Annotated in this window: 15 protein-coding genes; 1 reads left to right on the forward strand and 14 read right to left on the reverse strand. The window is 66.7% G+C overall.

Annotated features, from left to right (window positions below; translation table 11 throughout):
• Positions 1-53: 53 nt before the first annotated feature.
• A complete protein-coding gene (locus tag LK540_RS09055) occupies positions 54-521 on the forward strand; it encodes an Lrp/AsnC family transcriptional regulator (RefSeq protein WP_229436887.1) in 468 nt (155 codons plus the stop codon).
• A gap of 81 nt (positions 522-602) precedes the next feature.
• On the opposite strand, the gene LK540_RS09060 is transcribed toward LK540_RS09055, so the two are convergent.
• The 14 genes from LK540_RS09060 to LK540_RS09125 form a co-directional block, all read right to left on the reverse strand.
• The gene (locus LK540_RS09060; RefSeq protein ID WP_229436889.1) at positions 603-1,859 is read right to left on the reverse strand and encodes a hypothetical protein; all 1,257 of its coding nucleotides are present in this window, start codon (positions 1,857-1,859) and stop codon (positions 603-605) included.
• 136 nt (positions 1,860-1,995) lie between these two features.
• Positions 1,996-2,937 carry a LysR family transcriptional regulator gene (locus tag LK540_RS09065; RefSeq protein ID WP_229436891.1) on the reverse strand — a complete coding sequence of 314 codons (942 nt, stop codon included), beginning with the start codon at positions 2,935-2,937 and terminating at the stop codon, positions 1,996-1,998.
• A 56-nt stretch (positions 2,938-2,993) separates the two neighbouring features.
• The gene (locus tag LK540_RS09070) at positions 2,994-3,953 is read right to left on the reverse strand and encodes a glycoside hydrolase family 43 protein (RefSeq protein ID WP_374041343.1); all 960 of its coding nucleotides are present in this window, start codon (positions 3,951-3,953) and stop codon (positions 2,994-2,996) included.
• Positions 3,954-3,982: 29 nt separating this feature from the next.
• Positions 3,983-4,960, reverse strand: coding sequence for a galactofuranose ABC transporter, permease protein YjfF (gene yjfF / locus LK540_RS09075; RefSeq protein WP_229436893.1), 978 nt, complete (start codon positions 4,958-4,960; stop codon positions 3,983-3,985).
• Positions 4,957-6,021 carry an ABC transporter permease gene (locus tag LK540_RS09080; protein WP_229436895.1) on the reverse strand — a complete coding sequence of 355 codons (1,065 nt, stop codon included), beginning with the start codon at positions 6,019-6,021 and terminating at the stop codon, positions 4,957-4,959. Before LK540_RS09080 ends, yjfF begins: the two co-directional genes overlap by 4 nt.
• Entirely contained in the window at positions 6,018-7,541 is a 1,524-nt protein-coding gene (locus LK540_RS09085; RefSeq protein WP_229436897.1) for a sugar ABC transporter ATP-binding protein, read from the reverse strand. Before LK540_RS09085 ends, LK540_RS09080 begins: the two co-directional genes overlap by 4 nt.
• A gap of 7 nt (positions 7,542-7,548) precedes the next feature.
• Positions 7,549-8,511 carry an ABC transporter substrate-binding protein gene (locus tag LK540_RS09090; protein ID WP_229436899.1) on the reverse strand — a complete coding sequence of 321 codons (963 nt, stop codon included), beginning with the start codon at positions 8,509-8,511 and terminating at the stop codon, positions 7,549-7,551.
• A 148-nt stretch (positions 8,512-8,659) separates the two neighbouring features.
• Positions 8,660-11,005, reverse strand: a complete 2,346-nt coding sequence (locus LK540_RS09095; RefSeq protein WP_229436900.1) for a glycoside hydrolase family 127 protein — start codon at positions 11,003-11,005, stop codon at positions 8,660-8,662.
• The gene (locus LK540_RS09100; protein WP_229436902.1) at positions 11,002-12,033 is read right to left on the reverse strand and encodes an arabinan endo-1,5-alpha-L-arabinosidase; all 1,032 of its coding nucleotides are present in this window, start codon (positions 12,031-12,033) and stop codon (positions 11,002-11,004) included. Before LK540_RS09100 ends, LK540_RS09095 begins: the two co-directional genes overlap by 4 nt.
• 68 nt (positions 12,034-12,101) lie before the next feature.
• Entirely contained in the window at positions 12,102-13,643 is a 1,542-nt protein-coding gene (locus LK540_RS09105; protein ID WP_374041344.1) for an alpha-N-arabinofuranosidase, read from the reverse strand.
• A gap of 131 nt (positions 13,644-13,774) precedes the next feature.
• Positions 13,775-14,566, reverse strand: a complete 792-nt coding sequence (locus LK540_RS09110) for an SDR family NAD(P)-dependent oxidoreductase (RefSeq protein ID WP_229436904.1) — start codon at positions 14,564-14,566, stop codon at positions 13,775-13,777.
• 34 nt (positions 14,567-14,600) lie between these two features.
• Complete coding sequence (locus LK540_RS09115; protein WP_229436906.1) at positions 14,601-16,172, reverse strand: aldehyde dehydrogenase (NADP(+)); 1,572 nt, start codon at positions 16,170-16,172, stop codon at positions 14,601-14,603.
• Positions 16,169-17,161 carry an AraD1 family protein gene (araD1, locus tag LK540_RS09120; protein WP_229436908.1) on the reverse strand — a complete coding sequence of 331 codons (993 nt, stop codon included), beginning with the start codon at positions 17,159-17,161 and terminating at the stop codon, positions 16,169-16,171. Before araD1 ends, LK540_RS09115 begins: the two co-directional genes overlap by 4 nt.
• 74 nt (positions 17,162-17,235) lie before the next feature.
• Positions 17,236-18,978 (reverse strand): IlvD/Edd family dehydratase, encoded by a 1,743-nt coding sequence (locus tag LK540_RS09125; RefSeq protein WP_229436910.1) that lies wholly within the window; start codon positions 18,976-18,978, stop codon positions 17,236-17,238.
• Positions 18,979-19,024: the final 46 nt, after the last annotated feature.

The raw sequence follows: 19,024 nt of genomic DNA on the forward strand, positions 1-19,024 counted from the left end.
CTTTAGCCAAGACGATTAAACTGGCAAGAATCTTTCTGAAACAGGGGCAAAAAATGAAAAACACACCGCTCGACCATGCGTCGATCAAGATCCTTGCGGAACTACAGAAGAATGGCCGGGTGTCGTCGAACGAGCTGGCGGAAAAGATCGGCATGTCGGCCAGCCCCTGCTGGCGGCGCCAGAAGGAACTCGAGGAGAACGGCTACATCCTGCGCTACACCGCCCTGCTCGACCGACGCAAGCTGGGGTTGGCGGTGGTGTGCCTGCTGCACGTATCGCTGGCGCGCCATGCCGAAGGCGTGGTGGAACAGTTCGAGGAAGCGATGCGGCTGCGGCCGGAAGTGGTGGAATGCTATGAAACGACCGGCAGCTCGGACTACATGGTGAAGGTGGTGGTGGCCGACATGGACGCCTACCACGACTTCCTGCACAACGTGCTGGTCAAGCTGAACGGGGTGGCGCAGGTGAATACCAGCGTGGCGCTGCGCGAGGTGAAGTACGAGACGACGCTGCCGCTGTAGTCGAGGCAGAAAAGAAAATCGCCGGCATGGAAGCCGGCGATGATTCCTAACGTTGGGACAGGAGACCGGTCCCGGCGCCCATTACAGGTTCAGGGTCACGCTGCGTGGGCAATGGTCGCTGGTGTCGATGCGCTGGCCCGGCGCCTGCACGACGGCCGTCTTGCGCGAACCGATATCCGGCGCCTGGCGCGCGGCCAGTGCACCGCTCAGCACGATGTGGTCAAGGCCGGTGAAGCCGCGGCAACCCTCTTCGATGCCGGTCAGCGGCACCTGCTTGAGCGAGCGGCTGCCGTCGTTCAGTTCCTGCCACAGGTAGCGCGTGGCGACCTTGCCGTTGGCATCCTGGGGCGGCACGCCGGCCGGATTGCTGCCGTCGACGCGCACCTTCTCCGCCGGGATATTCGCGGCGGCTTCCTCGTCGATGCGGCGGTTGAAGTCGCCCAGCAGCACGAAGTCGGGGCTGCGCTGGGCCACGCTGTCGAGCCAGCGCTCGATCGGCGCGACCTGGCGGTTCAGCACCTGGCAGGCGGGATTCGGATCGTCGAGCAGGCGCGCCTGATAGATCGGGGTCGGCACGATGTTGGCGCAGCTCGATTTCAAGTGCACGTTCAGGAAGCTGACGCGGCGCCCGGCCCACTCCAGTTCCAGCGTCAGGCCCGGACGCACCTTGCGCGCATCCTTGGCGCCCGGGTTGTCGCTCACCGCCAGGTCTTCGTTCACGCTGCACTTGGCGCCGGTCTCGCCCATGCTCTTGTCCCAGGCGAATGCCGTGGTCTGGAAACCGTCGTGCGGCGCGTCGCAGGTGCCGAAGCGGTCGGCATGCTTGCCGAGCAGGGTCTTGATCACCTCGGCCGAACGCACTTCCTGGAAAGCGATCACTTTCACGCCCTGCTTCTCGATCAGGTTGGCGATCGTGGTTTGCAGGCCGGCCAGCTTGGCGGCGTAGTCGGCGCTGGTAGGCGGCGTGGCGTTGTCGCGGGCCAGGTAGGCGTTACACGGCACCAGCATCCCGGCTTTCTCCGGGCCGCCGGCCAGGCGCTCGGTGTCGGCCACGCACTGGCGCGCCGCCTGCACCGCTTCCTCCGTCGGGCGCGACTGGCCCTTTTCGCGCTTCGGGCGGGTATCGCACCAGTTCACGGCCGTGCAGACGGCGGCATGGTGGTCGAAATCCTGCTGCGAACCGGCCCAGGCCAGGTTGAACGAGGCGACGCCGATCTGCGCGGGCGGCATCGGCGCTGCCGTCGAGGCCGGGCCGGCGGTATGGGCGCAGGCGCTCAGGAGCAGCGGCGCCAGGAAGGCGGTGGACGTGGAGGTCAGTGTGCGAAACGGATTTGTCATCGGTATGGGGCGCCGGCCAGGCATGCGATCGGCGCGATGAAGGGTAACGGTTGGCGTCCGGAATGGGCGCAAGCCCGGATTATCGCGGAGTTTGGCAACGCCAGCAATGCCGGGCCGGCGCGGGCCCGGCGCCGCCTCAGTAGATCTCGGAAGCCGCCAGCCTGACCTGCCGCAGCAGCAGCTCGGCGCCCGGCGACAGCAGGTGGTCCTGTTGCCGGATGATGCCGAAGGCGTCCATCTTGCAGGGCAGTTCGATCGGCAGCACGCGCATCACGTTCAGCGACGCATAATACTGCGCCACCTCCAGCGGCATCACGTGCAGCGAATCGGTCTGCTGCAGCAGCGTGGTGACGAGCAGCAGCGCGGTGGTATCGACCACGTTCGCCGGCGGCTGCAGCCCGGCGCGGCGGAACATCATGTCGAAGCGGTGGCGCAGGATGCTGCCGGGCGGCGGCAAAATCCAGGGCCGGTCGGCGATGTCCTCCAGGCGCAGGTCCTTCGCTTCGAGCAGCGCGTGGCCGGGGCGCACCACGGCGCAGGCCGGTTCCTCGGTCAGCTCCTCGTACACCAGGCCGCTCGAATCTTCCTTTTCCAGGATGCGGCCGATCATGAAGTCGAGCGTCCCGCGCTGCAGCTTGTCGAGCAAAACGTTACTGGGCTCGAGGTGCACGCCGATCCGCAGCAGCGGCGCCTGCTCCTTGATGCGTGCGATCGCGCGCGGCAACAGCGCCATCGCGGGCGACATGATGACGCCCACCTCCACCTGCCCGGACAGGCCGGCCTTCAGGGCCACCAGGTCGTCGTGCGCCAATGCCAGGCTGGTGAGCGCCATGCGCGCATGGCGGATCATGGTCTCGCCGTAGATGGTCGGCTCCATCCCGCGCGGCAGGCGCTCGAACAGGCGCACGTCCAGCATCTCTTCCAGGTCCTTGATCTGCTTGGACGCCGCCGGCTGCGTCATGTGGAGTTCCTCGGCCGCCCGGTGGATGTTGCGGTAGTCGTCCAGCGCAATCAGGAGCAGCAGCTGGCGCGTCTTGAGGCGCGCCTTCAGGAACCAGTTCGGGTTTGTTGTATCCATCGGAAAATAATATCAGTATCGATATCACTTCGATAGGAAAAGCTGGGCGGTAGCTATCACTGGCAGCCAGGCGCGGGATTGGCGGCCGGGCCTTGCGCCGTCTGCGCCACCGGCAGGATCGTCCCGTCGGGGCCGTAGTGCAGCTCCTCCACGGCGACCGAGCGGCGGAATTCGCCGCCTGTCGGCAGCTTGCCGTTGTGGTAGAAGATATAGGACTTGCCGTTGAACTCGACGATGGCCTGGTGGATCGTGTTCACATTGCTGTTCTTCTCCATGATCACGCCGCCGAAGGTCCAGGGGCCGGTCGCCGTCGGGCCGCTCATGACCACGGTCTCTTCCGGGAACTTGCGCGAGTACGAGAGGTAGTAGGTGCCCTTGTGCTTGTGCAGGTAGGCCGCTTCGGTAAAGGAGTCCAGGCCCACGGTATGGATCGGACCGTCGAGCTCGATCATGTTCGGCTTGAGCCTGGCGTACTTCAGCACCGTGTTGCCCCAGTACAGATAGGCCTGGCCGTCGTCGTCGATGAAGACGGCCGGATCGATGTCGTCCCAGGGAATCGGGGTTTCCTTGGTCATGTCGTTGGTGACCAGCGCGGTGCCGCGCGCGTCGACGAAGGGCCCGGTCGGGCTGCTTGAAACGGCCACGCCGATCGCCTTGCTCTTGAGCGCGGCGTGGTCCACAGTCGAATAGAAGTAATACTTGCCGTTCCGTTTGACGATGTCCGAGGCCCAGGCGTCGCGGCCGGCCCACTTGAAGGTGCTGTAGCGCAGCGGCGAGCCATGGTCGACCCACTTCTTCATGTCGCAGCTGGAGTAGACGCGCCACTCGTTCATCACGTACTCCTTGCCGCCGACCGGCGCTTCGTCCTTGCCGACGTAGACGTAGACGCGGCCGTTGTCGACCAGGGCGGCCGGGTCGGCCGTGAAGATCTCCTTCACGATGGGGTTGGCGGCCAGGGCCGAAGGTGCTGCCAATGCGGCAGCCAGTCCGGCCACCAGTACGGACATCTTGTTCATCACGTCTCCTTATATTTCGCTTGTATTTATCAGCTTTGCTTCTGACGGAAACCCATCAGGCGCTGCACCACGCAGAACACGAACAACAGGGCGCCGATCACGATCCTGGTCCACCAGGAACTCAGGGTGCCGTCGAAGGCGATCAGGGTCTGGATGGTGCCGAGCACCAGCACGCCCGACAGCGCCCCCAGCACATAGCCATAGCCGCCGGTGAGCAGCGTGCCGCCGATAACGACGGCCGCGATGGCATCGAGTTCGGTGCCCTGCGCATGCAGCCCATACCCCGACAGCATGTAGAACGAAAACAGCAGGCCGCCGAGCGCCGCGCAAAAGCCGCTGAATGCGTAGACCAGGACCTTGGTGCGCCCCACGGCCAGGCCCATCATCGCGGCCGACCCCTCGTTGCCGCCGATGGCGTAGACCGCGCGTCCGAAAGCCGAATAGTGCGCCACCCACACCGCCAGCAAGAGCATGCCGATCGCGACCAGGGCGCCGGGCGACAGGAAGCCGCCGAGGAAGGGCAGCTGGGTCTGCGACATGGCGACGAACAGCGGGTCGGTGATGGTGATCGACTCGACGCTGATCAGGTAGCACAGGCCGCGCGCCAGGAACATGCCGGCCAGGGTGACGATGAAAGGCTGGAGGCGGAATACATGGATGATGGCGCCCATGCTGCCGCCAAAGGCCGCGCCGCCCAGCAGCACCGCCGCGATCACGGCAGCCGGCGGCCACTGCGCCACCTGCAGCAGCCAGGCCGCGACCATGGTCGCCAGCGCCAGCACCGCGCCCACCGAGAGGTCGATGCCGCCGGAAAGAATGACGAAGCCCATGCCGATGGCCAGCACCAGTAGGAAGGCGTTGTCGATCAGGAGATTCAGCATCACCTGCAGCGACAGGAAGCCGTCGTAGGCCTGGCCTCCGGCCAGCAGCATGGCCGCCAGCAGGACCACGGTGGCCGCCGAGGTGAACCAGGGCGCGGAAGTCAGGTGCTTGTTGAATGCGTTCATGCCGCCCTCCTCTTTCCCAGGCTCTTGAAGCGGTCGGACTGCGAGATGCAGACCAGGAAGACCACGATTGCCTTGACGACCATGTTGACCTCGGGCGGCACGCCCAGCGAGTAGATGGTATAGGTGAGGGTCTGGATGATCAGCGCCCCGATGATGCTGCCCACCAGCGAGAACTTGCCGCCGGCGAGCGAGGTGCCGCCCAGCGTGACCGCCAGGATGGCGTCCAGTTCCAGCAGCAGGCCGGCGTTGTTGGCGTCCGCGCTCTTCACGTTGGAGCTGATCATCAGTCCCGCCATGCCGGCGCAGGCCGCGCTGAACACGTAGACGAAGACGACCAGGGCCGCGGTGCGGATGCCGGCCAGGCGCGCCGCGACAGGATTCACCCCGACCGCCTGGATGAACAGGCCGAGCGCCGTGTGGCGCAGCAGCAGGCTGGTCACCGCGAACACCGCCACCACCACGAACAGCGCGAACGGCAGGCCGAGCAGATAGCCGCTGCCCAGGAAGAAGAAGGGCTGGTAGTAGACGGTGACGATCTGGCCGTCGGTGAGCAACTGGGCCAGGCCGCGCCCGGCCACCATCAGGATCAGGGTGGCAACGATCGGCTGCAGGCCCAGGCCGGCGACCAGCGCGCCGTTCCACAGCCCGCACAGCAGCGCGACGCCGAGGGCGGCCAGCAGCGCCAGCGCCATCGGCGTTTTCGCCACGTACTCGGGCACGCCGTCGTTGATCACCATGGTGCCGCCGATGAGCATGGCGGCCACCGTCCCCGACAGGGCCACCACCGCGCCGACCGAGATGTCGATGCCGCGCGTGGCAATCACGAGGGTCATGCCGATCGCCGCCAACATCAGCGGCGCGGCGCGGTTGACGATGTCGACCAGGCTGCCGTACAGGTGGCCGTCCTTGACTTCGAGGCGGAAGAAGCCGGGAATCAGGAGGAAGTCGACTAGCAGCAGCAGGGCCAGCGCCGCCAGGGGGCGGAACAGGGGATGCTGGAAGACGGTCGGCCCGGCCGGCCCGGCGCTCTGGAGGACTGCGTCCTTGACGGCGGCGTTCATGCGCAGCCCTCCCCGGCGATCACGTGCAGCACGCTGCTGTCGTCGAGCTCACCGCGGCCGTACTCGCCGCAGGCCTTGCGGTCGCGCATGACGACCACGCGGTCGCTCACGCGCAGTACCTCGGGCAGTTCGGACGAGATGAACAGGATAGCCATGCCCTTGCGGCACAGGGTGGTAACGTAGTCCATGATTTCCTGCTTGGCGCGCACGTCGATGCCGCGCGTGGGTTCGTCGAGGATCATCAGCTTCGGCTCGGTTGCCAGCCAGCGCGCCAGCAAGACCTTTTGCTGGTTGCCACCGGACAGGAGGCCGATCGGCGTCTCGATGCTCGCCGTCTTGATCCCCAGCTGTTTCACGTAATGGGCTGCGAGCTCCTGCTGGCGCCGCATCGGAATCGCGCGCAGCAGCCCCTGGCGCGCCTGCAGCGCCAGGATCAGGTTCTCGCGCACCGACAGGGCCAGGATCGCGCCCTCGTGCTTGCGGTCTTCCGAGCAGAAGCCGATGCCCTCCGCAATCGCATCGCGCGGGGTGGAGAACACGCGGCCGCGGCCGCCGATCTCGATGGCGCCGCCGTCGGCCTTGTCCGCGCCGAACAGCAGGCGCGCCGTCTCGGTGCGGCCGGACCCGAGCAGGCCGGCCAGGCCGAGTAGCTCGCCCTTGCGGATCTCGAGGTCGACCGGGTTCAGCACGCCCTTGCGCGCCAGTGCCTTCGTGCGCAGGAAGGTTTCGCCCTGCGTACCCGCCTCGGCGCAGGCGCTGCCCGTGTCCGCCTGCGCATCGGCCGGCGCCCCGATCATCTTGTTGACCAGGGCCAGGCGCGACAGCTCGCTGCACAGGTATTCGCCTTCGCGCTCGCCGTTGCGCATCACGGTGATGCGGTCCGAGATGGCGTAGGTCTGGTCGAGGAAGTGGGTGACGAACAGGATCGCCATGCCCTGCTCGCGCAAGCCACGCAGCACCGAGAACAGCAGCTGGACTTCGTTCTCGTCCAGGCTGGAGGTGGGCTCGTCGAGGATCAGCACCTTGCTCGAGATGTTCAGGGCGCGCGCGATCGCCACCATCTGCTGGATGGCGAGCGGATAGTGCGATAGCGGCTTGCCGACGTCGACGTCGATCTGCAGGCGCTTCAACAGTTCAGCGGCCTGGCGGCGCATGCCGCGCCAGTCGATCATGCCGAAGCGGCGCGGGTAGCGGCCGATGAAGATGTTTTCGGCGACGGACAGGTTCGGGCACAGGTTCACCTCCTGGTAGACCGTGCTGATGCCGAGTTCCTGCGCGTCCTGGGTGGAAGTGGGCGCGATCGCGCGGCCTGAAAGCACGATGCTGCCGCGCTCGGGCTGGTAGACGCCGGTGAGGACCTTGATGAGGGTCGACTTGCCGGCGCCGTTCTGGCCCATCAGCGTATGGACTTCGCCGGGGAACAGGCGCAGGCCTGCATCGAGCAGCGCCTTCACGCCCGGGAATTGCTTGTGGATGCCGGTCACTTCCAGGACCGGCGCCACGGTGGTCGAGGCGAGCATGGCCGCCTCAATATTTGCGGTTCGGGAATTCCTTGGCCGCGACTTCAGCTGGGAATACGCCCTCGTTCACGGTAATGCGCTTAGGCACCGGCTTGCCCGCCTTGACTGCCTGCGCGGTCTGGATCAGCTGCGGTCCGAGCAGCGGGTTGCACTCCACGGTGACGTTGAGCTTACCCTGCAACATGGCTTCGAATGCGCCGCGCACGCCGTCGATCGACACCACCAGGATGTCCTTGCCCGGCTTCAGGCCCGCTTCCTCGATGGCCTGGATCGCGCCGATGGCCATGTCGTCGTTGTGCGCGTAGAGCACGTTGATGTTCTTGCCTTCGGACTTCAGGAAGGCTTCCATCACCTCCTTGCCCTTGGCGCGGGTGAAGTCGCCGGTCTGGGAGCGGATGATCTTCAGCTTCGGGTTACCGGCGATAACTTCCGCGAAGCCCGCCTTGCGGTCGATCGCCGGCGCCGAGCCGACCGTGCCCTGCAGTTCGACGATGTTGTAGCTGCGGTCCGGGTTCTTCTTCTGGTGCTCGCTCAGCCAGCGCGCGGCGCGGCGGCCCTCTTCCACGAAGTCGGAACCGATGAAGCTCACGTACAGCGACGGGTCGCTGACCTTGACCGCGCGGTCGGTCAGGATGACCGGGATCTTGGCCGCCTTCGCTTCGCGCAGCACCGTGTCCCAGCCGGATTCGACGACCGGCGAGAAGGCGATCACGTCGACGCGCTGGGCGATGAAGGAGCGGATGGCCTTGACCTGGTTTTCCTGGCGCTGCTGGGCGTCGGCGAACTTCAGGTTGACGCTGGCCTGCTTGGCGGCGCTCTTGATCGAGGCGGTGTTGGCAGTGCGCCATTCGGATTCGGCGCCGACCTGGGAGAAGCCGATGGTGAGGGGTTTCTGGGCGTGGACTGGCATCGCGAAAGCGATTGCGTAAGCGGCGGCGCTACCCAGGAGGGTTCTGCGGGTGAGGGTCATTACCTTGTCTCCGGTATTGTTATTAATTAATCGTAAGACAAAGTCTGATGCTCATCCAATCATTTTTTAGTGGAAACCGATATCGGAAGCGATATCGGACTGCCACTGATCACGACCGCCTGCCGCCCAATGCATGGGCAGCGTGCGTTTAGCGCAGCAGGCGTAGACCGTACAATCCACCTGCCACCGATCCCGGCTTGGCCACGAAGCGCACCGACAGCGTGTGCGGCTTCGCCTGCAGGATGGACGCCGGCAGCGGGTAGTCGATACTGTAGAACTCCGGGCCGCCATCGCTGGCGAGCGCCACTTCCGCCACCGGCACGCCATTCACCTCGATATCGAAACGCCGCCCCGCATCGGCCTGCGCAAAGGTCAGCCGCAGCAGCTGCGCCTCTCCCTTCGGATCCTTCAGCTCGTAGCTGAACCACTTCGTCGCATGGCGCCAGTGCCGCCCGCCGTTCACGCCCGCATCGATGCCCTCGCCCTTGAAGAAGTGATCCGACTCCGGCTGTTGCTCGCCCGGCGCCACCTGGTCGATGGTGCGCGCATCCAGCGCCAGCCGCTCCGCTTCACGCGCCGCGTTTTCCGCCCGCATGCGTTCGAAATTGGCCGGCGTCGCGTGCTGCCAGTACATCGTGTAGCGCGACTCGTGCAGGCGGAAGAAGGGAATGAACTCGGTCGCGCTGCCCGCCGCGCCATGCACCAGCCCCGGCGCTGTGAAGGTCAGCGACTTGCCCTTCACCGGCTTGAAGCGGCGCAGGAACGCAAGCGAATCGCTGACCAGCATCGGCGCCGCCTCGAGCGGGCACACCGGCCCGCCCGCGATATGGCCCATGCGCGACTCGTCGGCGAGGAAGTTCAACTGCTCGTCGCCGAACAGGCGGGTTTTGGCGGCCAGCACGATGGGGCCGTGCAGCACCGCGTAGTAGTTCGACTTGTCCGACATCTGCTCCAGGCGCGTCGTCATCGGCAGCTGCACGTCGACCCGGTCGCCCTTCTTCCACGCCCGCGCCACGCTCACGTAGCCGCCCGGCGCGGCGTCGAGCTTGAGCGCCCTGCCGTTGACCTTCACCACCATCTTGCCGGCCGCGACCCAGTCCGGATAGCGGATCTTCATGGTAAAGCTGCCCGGCGCATCGACCGTCAGGCGCGTGCTGCCCTCGTCCGGGAAGCGCGTCGATTGAGTAATCTGTACTCCCTTCTCACGCCAGTGCAGCGTCGAGGGAATGAACAGGTTCACGAACAGCGCGTCGTCCTCGTGTGCGTAGATGAATTCCCCGTACTTGGCGTGGCTCTCGATGCCCGAGCCCACGCAGCACCACATGCCCTTGTCCACCTGCGAGTACACCCGGTAGTGGTTCGGCCGCACCGGCGTGAAGTAGACGAAGCCGCCGCCCGGGCGCTGCGAGGACAGGATGTGGTTGTACAGTGCGCGCTCGTAGTAGTCGCCGTAGCGGCCCTTCTGCTCCGTCTGGAACAGCATGCTCGTGAGCTTGAGCATGTTGTAGGTGTTGCAGGTCTCCGGCCCCTCGACCTCGCCGATCATCGGGCCGAAGTCCTGGGTGTCGTGGAAGTGCTCCTTGACGCTGTTGCCGCCGATGGCCACCGAGCGGCGCTCGACCACGGTCTGCCAGAAGAAGGCCGCGGCCTGGTCCAGGTCCTGGCGTCCGGTCATGTCGGCTATGCGCTTGAAGCCGATCACCTTCGGGATCTGGGTGTTGGCGTGCAGGCCGGTCAGCTTGTCCTGCCCCTGCGCCAGCGGCTGCAGGACTGCCTGGTGCGAGAAGCGCAGCGCCAGGTCGAGGTACTTGCGCTCGCCCGTCATCTGCGCCACGTCGGCGAAGATCTCGTTCATGCCGCCATGCTCGGCGCGCAGCATCTGCTGCATCTGCTCCTCGCTCAGGTGGCTGCTCAGGCGCAGCGCCCAGTCGGACAGCGCGACCAGCATGGCGCGTGCATCGGCATTACCGGCATGGCGGTGGGCGTCGCGCAGGCCCGCATACACCTTGTGCAGGTTGTACCACGGGACCCACTTGCCGTTGACCGAGAAGTTGTCGGCCTCCAGCTTGCCGGCGGCGACGTCGCGCCAGGCCTGGCGTCCGCCGGGGATGCCGCCCAGGTAGCCATCGCCGTTCGCTTCCTGCGCGCGCTTGAGCTCCGCCACGAAATGGTTCAGGCGGCGCAGCACTTCGGCGTCGCCGGTCGCGGCATACATCAGCGCGAGCGCGGACAGGTAGTGACCGCCCATGTGCCCGTCCAGCCCCGTCGCTTCCCAGTTGCCGTAGCCCGGCTGGCGCGGCGCCAGGCCGGCTTCGCGCAGGAATGGCGCCAGCAGCCGGTCCGGCTCCATCGCCATCATGTAGTTCAGGTCGGTGGTCTGGGCGTCGAGGAAGGGGCCGGGCATCAAACGCACGTCGGCCAGGGGGAAGAGCTCGGCCGCCTGGGCCCAGGCCGAGGACACGAACAGCGCCAGGGCGGCCAGCCTGCGCTTCATGGCAGCTGGACGCTCTGGTAACGGTTGAGATCCGCCGCGTCGACGATCGGCCAGCCGTCGGCATCCCACTTCATGTCCAGCACCTTCAGCTTCTGCTTGTAGCGGTCGGCGCTCTCGTAGGCGTGCAGCACCATGTAGTCCCTGCCCTCGAAGGTATAGGCGCTGTTGTGGCCGAGGCCCTTCCAGTCGCGGTCGCCTCCGATCACGAGCGAGCCGCCGCCCTTGGCCATGTCCACGCCCTGGCGGTCGAGATAGGGGCCGGTGACAGCCTTTGCGCGGCCCATCACGACCTTGTAGGTACTGTCCTTGCCCTTGCAGCACAGGTCCCAGGAGGCGAACAGGTAGTACCAGCCGTTCTTCCTGAAGATGAAGGGGGCTTCGATTTGCGCGGGCCCCGCTTCGCTGTCGGCTTCGAAGGCCGGGCGCTCGCGGCGCGCGATGGTGTGCCACTCCTGCGGTTCGGCCAGCCTGGTGCGGCTGGCGTCGAGCTTGACGAGCTTCAGGCCGGACCAGAACGAGCCGAAGGACATCCACGGCGTGCCCTGTTCGTCGTCGATCACGTGCGAGTCGATCGCATTCCACAGGTCGCGGCCGGGGATCGACTGCAGGACCATGCCCTGGTCTTCCCATTTGTAGCTTGGGGAGCGCGGGTCGAGCGTGGTGTTGGTGGTCACGCCGATGCCGGAGGTGTTCTTGCCGAAGCCGGACACCGAGTAGTACAGGTAATACTTTCCATTGTGGTGCTGGATGTCCGGCGCCCAGATATGGTCGTTGAAGGTCGGCGCCGCCCGCTTGGCCCAGCCGGGTGCGCCGGCGAACACGCGGCCCTCGGGCTTCCACGACCGCATGTCGCTCGAACTGTAGAAGGTGATGCCGGGGCCGGTGCTGAAGAGGTAGTACTTGCTGCCCTCCTTGGCCATGACGGGGTCGTGGACTTCGACCTGGGCGGCGAAGGCGGGCAGCGCCGCGGCGCAGGTAGCCAGCGCGGCGGCCAGCGCGCAGGCGGACAGGCGGGAGAGTAAGGACATTGCGACACTCCTGGATAGGCGCGATCTGCAGGTAGGCGGCTTGCCGCCCACCTGCGAAAGGCACCGTGTTACGCGTCGACCGCGACGACGATCACCGACTTGGCCGGCACCTTCAGCGTCAGCTTGCCGTCCACCGCCTTGGCGCTATATGGCGCCGGCTTGATGGCCTGCGGCTTGTCGAAGGTGTTGTGCGCATCCATCGCCTCGGCCGTGAGCACCTGCCCGGTGACGCCCGAAACCGCCTGGCCCTGCAGGTCGATGCTGACGTCGCTGGCCTGCTGCGGATTGGTGTTCACCAGGGCGACGTAGACCTTGCCGTCCTTGCCGCGCGCGCTCGATGCGCTGATGCCCGGGACGCTCTTGTTGCCGCTCGAGTAGGCCACGTCGTTGTTGACGGCCGTCGGCAGCGAGGTCGCATCCTGGAACGGGATGTACATCTTGTAGGCGTGGTAGGTCGGCGTCAGCAGCATCTTCTCCTTGTCGGTGATGATCATCGCCTGCAGCACGTTGACCATCTGCGCGATCATCGTCATGCGCACGCGGTCGGCATGGCTGTGGAAGATGTTGAAGTTCAGCGCCGCCACCACCGCGTCGCGCAGGGTATTACGCTGGAACAGGAAGCCCGGATTGGTGCCCGGCTCGACGTCGTACCAGGTGCCCCATTCGTCCACGTAGAAGCCGAGCTTCTTGTCCGGATCGTTCTTGTCGAGGATGGCGACGTTGCGGCGGATGTGGCCATCCATGCGCAGGGTCTGCTGCATGGTCGAGAACCATTCTGCTTCCGGGAAGCCGGTGGCGGCGCCCTTCTTTTCCCAGACGCCGGTGGGCAGCGTGTAGAAGTGGAAGCTGATGCCGTCGGTGCCCCGGGCGGCTTCCTTGCTCAGCACTTCGGTCCAGCGGGTGTCGTCGTCATTGCCGCCGCTGGCGATCATTTTCGGACGCGCGTTCGGCGGGGTCTTGAGGAAGGTGGCGTAATGGTTGTACAGGTGGGCGTAGTATTCCGGCTTCATGTTGCCGCCGCAGCCCCAGGCTTCGTTGCCGATGCCGAAGTAGGCCACCTTGTACGGCTCCTTGCGGCCGTTCTTGCGGCGCTGCTCGGCCAGGGTCGACTTGGTGTCCGAGGTCATGTATTCGAGCCACTCGGCCATCTCCTGCGGGGTGCCGGAGCCGAGGTTGCCGTTGACGTAGGCCTCGGTGCCGAGGATCTCGACCAGGTCGAAGAACTCGTGGGTGCCGACCGCGTTGTCCTCGGCCACGCCGCCCCAGTGGGTGTTGACCTTCACCGGGCGCTTGTTGCGCGCGCCGATGCCGTCGCGCCAGTGGTATTCGTCGGCGAAGCAGCCGCCCGGCCAGCGCACCAGCGGCACCTTCAGTTCCTTCAGCGCGCCGACCACGTCCTTGCGCCAGCCGCGCGTGTTCGGGATGCGCGAATCGGGGCCGACCCACAGGCCTTCGTAGATGCCGGTGCCGAGGTGCTCGGCGAACTGACCGTACACGTTCTTGTTGATGACCGGGCCCGGCCTGGTGGTATCGATGCTGACGCTCACCTGGGCAAAGGCCGGTGCGGCCAGGATGCTCAGGGCGAGGATGGCGGGTTTCAATGCTTTCACTGGGGGTCTCCTGTTATTGTGGCGGTATGCGTGAAAGTGCCTGTCGTACCGGCGCGGGCCGGAACGAGGGAACCTGGGATCGTGGTGGGGCCGTGGCGGGGTCGTCGCGGGCCGCGCCGGGCCGCCGGCGCTTACGTCCAGCCGGCGTCGACGACGAAGTCCTGCGCCGTGCACATCCTGCTGTCGTCGGCGCCGAGGAAGAGCACCATGGCGGCGATATCGTCGGGCATCAGCTTGCCGGGCAGGCACTGGGCCTTCTTGATTTCGATCTCGGCAGCCTCGTCGACCCAGAGGTCGATCTGGCGCTGGGTCATGACCCAGCCCGGGGTGACGGTGTTGACGCGCACGCCGAAGGGGCCGAGGTCGCGCGCCAGGCTGCGCGTGAGGCCGATCACGGCCGCCTTGGTGGTGGCGTAGACCGGATAGCCGGCACCCTTGGCGTGCCAGGACATCGAAGAGAAATTGATGATCGAGCCGCCGCCCATCTTCTTCATGCCCGGCAGGACCGCCTGCGCGGTGAAGAACATGGGGCGCTGGTTGATGGCGATGCGCTCGTTCCAGTAGTCGAGCGAGACCTTGTCGATGTCGTGGCGCTGGTCGTTGGCCGCATTATTCACCAGCACCTCGAAGTCGCCCAGCTGTTCGGCCAGTTCGGCCATCGTGCGCTGCAGCGCGGGGATATCGGTGATGTCGCAGTAGCGGAACACGGGTGCGGTCCGGCCAGGCGCGTCAACGTCCGCCAGTGCCGCGCACAGCTTCTCGCTCGCTTCCTGCGCGATGTCGACGAAAGCCACCACCGCGCCCTGCTCCACGAAGGCGCGCACGATCGCTTCGCCGATGCCGGTGCCGCCGCCCGTCACGAATACCCGCCTGCCCTGCAGGCTGGGATAACGGGCCATTTGCTGCCCTGCCAACTTGTTCATCTTTGTCTCCATCGTTTCTTATTCTGATGTCCGCCTACTCTTTGGTCAATGCGCCGTCCCTGCGGCGCCAGATCCCGCGCGGGTTCCCGTCGCGCAGCGCTTCCGGCAGCAGGCCCTGGGGCAGGTTCTGGTAGCACACCGGGCGCAGGAAGCGTGCGATCGCACCGGTGCCCACCGAGGTGCTGCGCCCGTCGGCCGTAGCCGGGAAGGGGCCGCCGTGGACCATCGCGGTCGAGACCTCGACGCCGGTCGGAAAGCCGTTGGCCAGGATGCGGCCGACCTTGCGTTCCAGCAGCGGCAGCAAGGCGGCGGCGTCGGCATGGTCTTCCGGGTCCAGCTGCAGGGTGGCGGTGAGCTGGCCTTCGAGCATGTCGGCGACCGCGCGCAGCTCGGCGGCGTCGCGGCACACCACCACCAGCGAGGCCGGGCCGAACACTTCCTCGTGCAGCTCCTGGCGTTCGCGGAACGCCTCGGCGCTCACGCGGAACAGGGCGGCCGCGCCCCTGCCCTCGCCGTGTTCGAGGCGCGCCAGCGTGGCCACGGCCTCGTTGGCGGCCAGGGCGTCGACGCCCTTGCGGTAACTCTGCGCGATATTCTCGTTCAGCATCACCGCCGCTTCGGTCGCGCCCAGGGCGGCCGAGGCGGCCGCGCAGAAGGTGTCCAGGCCGGGACCGTCGATCGCCAGCACCAGGCCGGGGTTGGTGCAGAACTGGCCCACGCCCAGCACCAGCGAGGCGGCAAAGCCCTTGCCGATTTCCTCGGCACGGTGCGCCAGCGCGTGCGGCATCAGGACGAGCGGGTTGATGCTGCTCATCTCGGCATACACGGGAATCGGCTGCCTGCGCGCCGCGGCCACCGCCATCAGCGCCGTGCCGCCGCCGCGCGAGCCGGTAAAGCCCACCGCCTGGATCGCCGGATGGCCGACCAGCGCCTGGCCGATGCGGCTGCCGGTGCCGGTCAGGAGCGAGAACACGCCGGCCGGCAATTCGCACTGCCGCACGGCCGCGCTGACGGCGCGCGCCACCAGTTCCGAAGTGCCCGGGTGCGCGGAATGCGCTTTCAGCACCACCGGGCAGCCGGCCGCGAAGCTCGATGCGGTATCGCCGCCGGCAACCGAAAAGGCCAGCGGGAAGTTCGACGCGGCGAACACCGCCACCGGGCCGACGCCGATCAGGTGGTAACGCAGGTCGGGACGCGGCGGCGTGCGCTCGGGCAGCGGCGTGTCCAGGCGCGCGTCGCGCCAGGAGCCTTCGCGCAGGAGCTCGGCGAACATGCGCAGCTGGCCGCAGGTGCGTCCGCGCTCGCCTTCCAGGCGCAGGCGCGGCAGGCCGGTCTCCAGCATCGCGCGTTCGATCAGCTCTTCTCCCAGCAGCATGATCTGTTCGGCCACGGTGTCCAGGAAGCGTGCGCGCTCTTCGTCCGAGGTGGCGCGGAAGACGTCGAAGGCCTCGCCCGCCAGCCGGCAGGCGCGGTCGATCTGGTCCGCGTCGACCATGTGGAAGGCGGGTTCCAGGTAGTCGCGCCGGGTCGGGTCCCAGGCCTTGAACGATCCCGCGGTGCCGCGCTCGTGCGCGCCGCCGATGATGGCTTCGCCGCTGATGGTCATAGCGCCTCCACTTTGGCAAAAACGGTCGTGTGCACGGCCAGGCAGTTGCGCAGGGCCGGGCCGAATTGCGGCGATTCCACTTCGAAGGTCTCGCCGGGCGCGACCTCGATGCTGTCGGCGAAGCTCAGGGTGGCGGTGCCGAAGAAATGGATGTGCACGTCGCCCGGACGATTGAACAGGCCGTACTTGAAATGGTGGTGCTCGAGGTTCCCGATGGTGTGCGACATGTTCTGCTCGCCGCTGACGAAGGCCTTTTCCCAGCGCACCTGGCCTTCCTTGCCGACGATGCGCGAGGTGCCCGCCACGTGGCCGGGGAGCTCGCCCACCAGCAGCGCCGGGCCCAGGCCGCAGTTGCGCAGTTTCGAGTGGGCCAGGTAGAGGTAGTTCTGGCGCTCGGTGACGTGGTCGGAGAACTCGTTGCCGATGGCGTAGCCGAGGCGGTAAGGCCGGCCGTCGTCGCCGATCAGATACAGGCCCGCGATCTCCGGCTCTTCGCCGCCGTCGAGCGCGAAGTCGGGCATCTCGATGTCCTGGCCGGTGGCGCGCACGATCGAGCCGTCGCCCTTGTAGAACCATTCCGGCTGCACGCCGGCCGTGCCCGCGGACGGCTTGCCGCCTTCGACGCCCATGCGGAACATCTTCATCGAGTCGCTCAGCGTGTCGACGTCGCCGCCGATCTTCTTGTGCATGGTGTCGCGGGTATCGGCGCTGCCCAGGTGGGTCAGGCCGGTGCCGGTGACGTAGCAGTGGGCAGGGTCCGTGTGATCGAGCGGGGGCAGGATGCGGCCGGCGCGCGCCACGTCCTCGTAGTCGACATGCTCGCTGGTGGCGGCGCTGTCGGCCAGTTGCGCCAGGCCGGTGCCGGCGGCGATGGCGGCGCGCGCGAGTTCGCGGGTCGTGGCGTAGCCGCCCACGACGCGGATGGTGTTGTCGTGCAGGATGCCGATGCGGCGCTCCCGGGATTCGGTGATGAATTGTACGAGCAGCATGGCCCGGTCTCCGATGTCGTTATGAATGCGATGAGGCGGCCGCAGGGCGGCCGCAAGGTGGCAGAAGCGCGGCGTCAGTGCGAGTGCTTGGGCACCGCCGAACCGCGGCAGCCGACCAGGAAGTCGAAGTCGCAGCCTTCGTCGGCCTGCAGCACGTGGTCGAGGTAGAGCCGCTGGTAGCCGCTATGCTGGACCGGCTTGCTGCTCTCGGCGCGATCGGCCAGGCGCTGGCGGATCTCGTCGTCCGACAGTTCGATGTTCAGGCCGCCGCCGGCGCAGTCGAGCTGGATCCAGTCGCCGTCGCGCACGATGCCGAGCGGGCCGCCGGCCATCGCTTCCGGCGCCACGTGCAGCACCACGGTGCCGTAGGCGGTGCCGCTCATGCGCGCATCCGAGATGCGCACCATGTCGGTGATGCCCTGGGCCAGCAGCTTGGGCGGCAGGCCCATGTTGCCCACTTCCGCCATGCCCGGGTAGCCTTTCGGGCCGCAGTTCTTCATCACCAGGATGGAGTTGGCGTCCACGTCCAGCTCGGGGTCGTTGATGCGCTGCTTGTAGTGATCGAAGTCCTCGAACACGACGGCGCGGCCGCGGTGCTGCATCAGGTGCGGCGAGGCGGCCGAGGGCTTGAGCACGGCGCCGCGCGGCGCCAGGTTGCCGCGCAGGATGCGGATGCCGCCGTCCTCGATCAGCGGGGTATCGAGCTGGCGGATCACCTCGTCGTTGTAGATCGGCGCGTCCTGGCAGTTGTCCCACAGGGTCTTGCCGTTGACGGTGAGCGCATCCTTGTGGCGCAGCAGGCCGCCCTCGCCCAGGCGGCGGATCACGCCCGGCAGGCCGCCGGCATAGTAGAACTCTTCCATCAGGTAGCGGCCCGACGGCAGCAGGTCGACGATGGTCGGGGTGCCCTTGCCGATCGCCGTCCAGTCTTCGAGTTCGAGCGGTATGCCGACGCGGCCGGCGATTGCCTTCAGGTGGATCACGGCATTCGTCGAACCGCCGATGGCGGCGTTCACGCGGATCGCGTTCTCGAAGTTCTCGCGCTTGAGGATCTTCGAGAGGCGCAGGTCTTCGTGCACCATCTCGACGATGCGGATGCCCGACATATGGGCTAGCACGTAGCGCCGCGCATCGACCGCCGGAATCGCGGCATTGTGCGGCAGCGAGGTGCCCAGCGACTCGGCCATGCAGGCCATCGTGGAGGCGGTGCCCATGGTGTTGCAGGTGCCGGCCGAGCGCGAGTGGCCGGCCTCGGCGGACAGGAAGTCGTGCATCGTGATCTTCCCGGCCTTGGCCTCTTCGTGCAGCTGCCAGACGGCAGTGCCGGAGCCGATGTCCTTGCCGTTCAGCTTACCGTTGAGCATGGGGCCGCCGGTGACGACGATGGTCGGCAGGTCGACGCTGGCCGCGCCCATCAGCAGCGCCGGCGTGGTCTTGTCGCAGCCGACCAGCAGCACCACGGCGTCCATCGGATTGCCGCGGATGGATTCTTCGACATCCATGCTCGCCAGGTTACGGGTCAGCATGGCGGTCGGGCGCAGGTTCGATTCGCCGTTCGAGAACACCGGGAACTCGACCGGGAAGCCGCCCGCCTCCAGGATGCCGCGCTTGACGTGTTCGGCCAGCTTGCGGAAGTGGGCGTTGCAAGGGGTCAGTTCGGACCAGGTGTTGCAGATGCCGATGATCGGCTTGCCCTGGAATTCATGGTCGGGGATGCCCTGGTTCTTCATCCAGCTCCGGTACATGAAGCCGTTCTTGTCCTGGGTCCCGAACCACGCCGCCGAGCGCAGCGTGGTCTTTTTCTTCGTCTCGGACATGCATTCTCCTCGTCTCGTTGGCCGCTGCGGAAGGCTGTGGGCCTCC

This window comes from Massilia sp. IC2-278 (assembly GCF_020708045.1).
Taxonomy (GTDB): Bacteria; Pseudomonadota; Gammaproteobacteria; order Burkholderiales; family Burkholderiaceae_D; genus Telluria.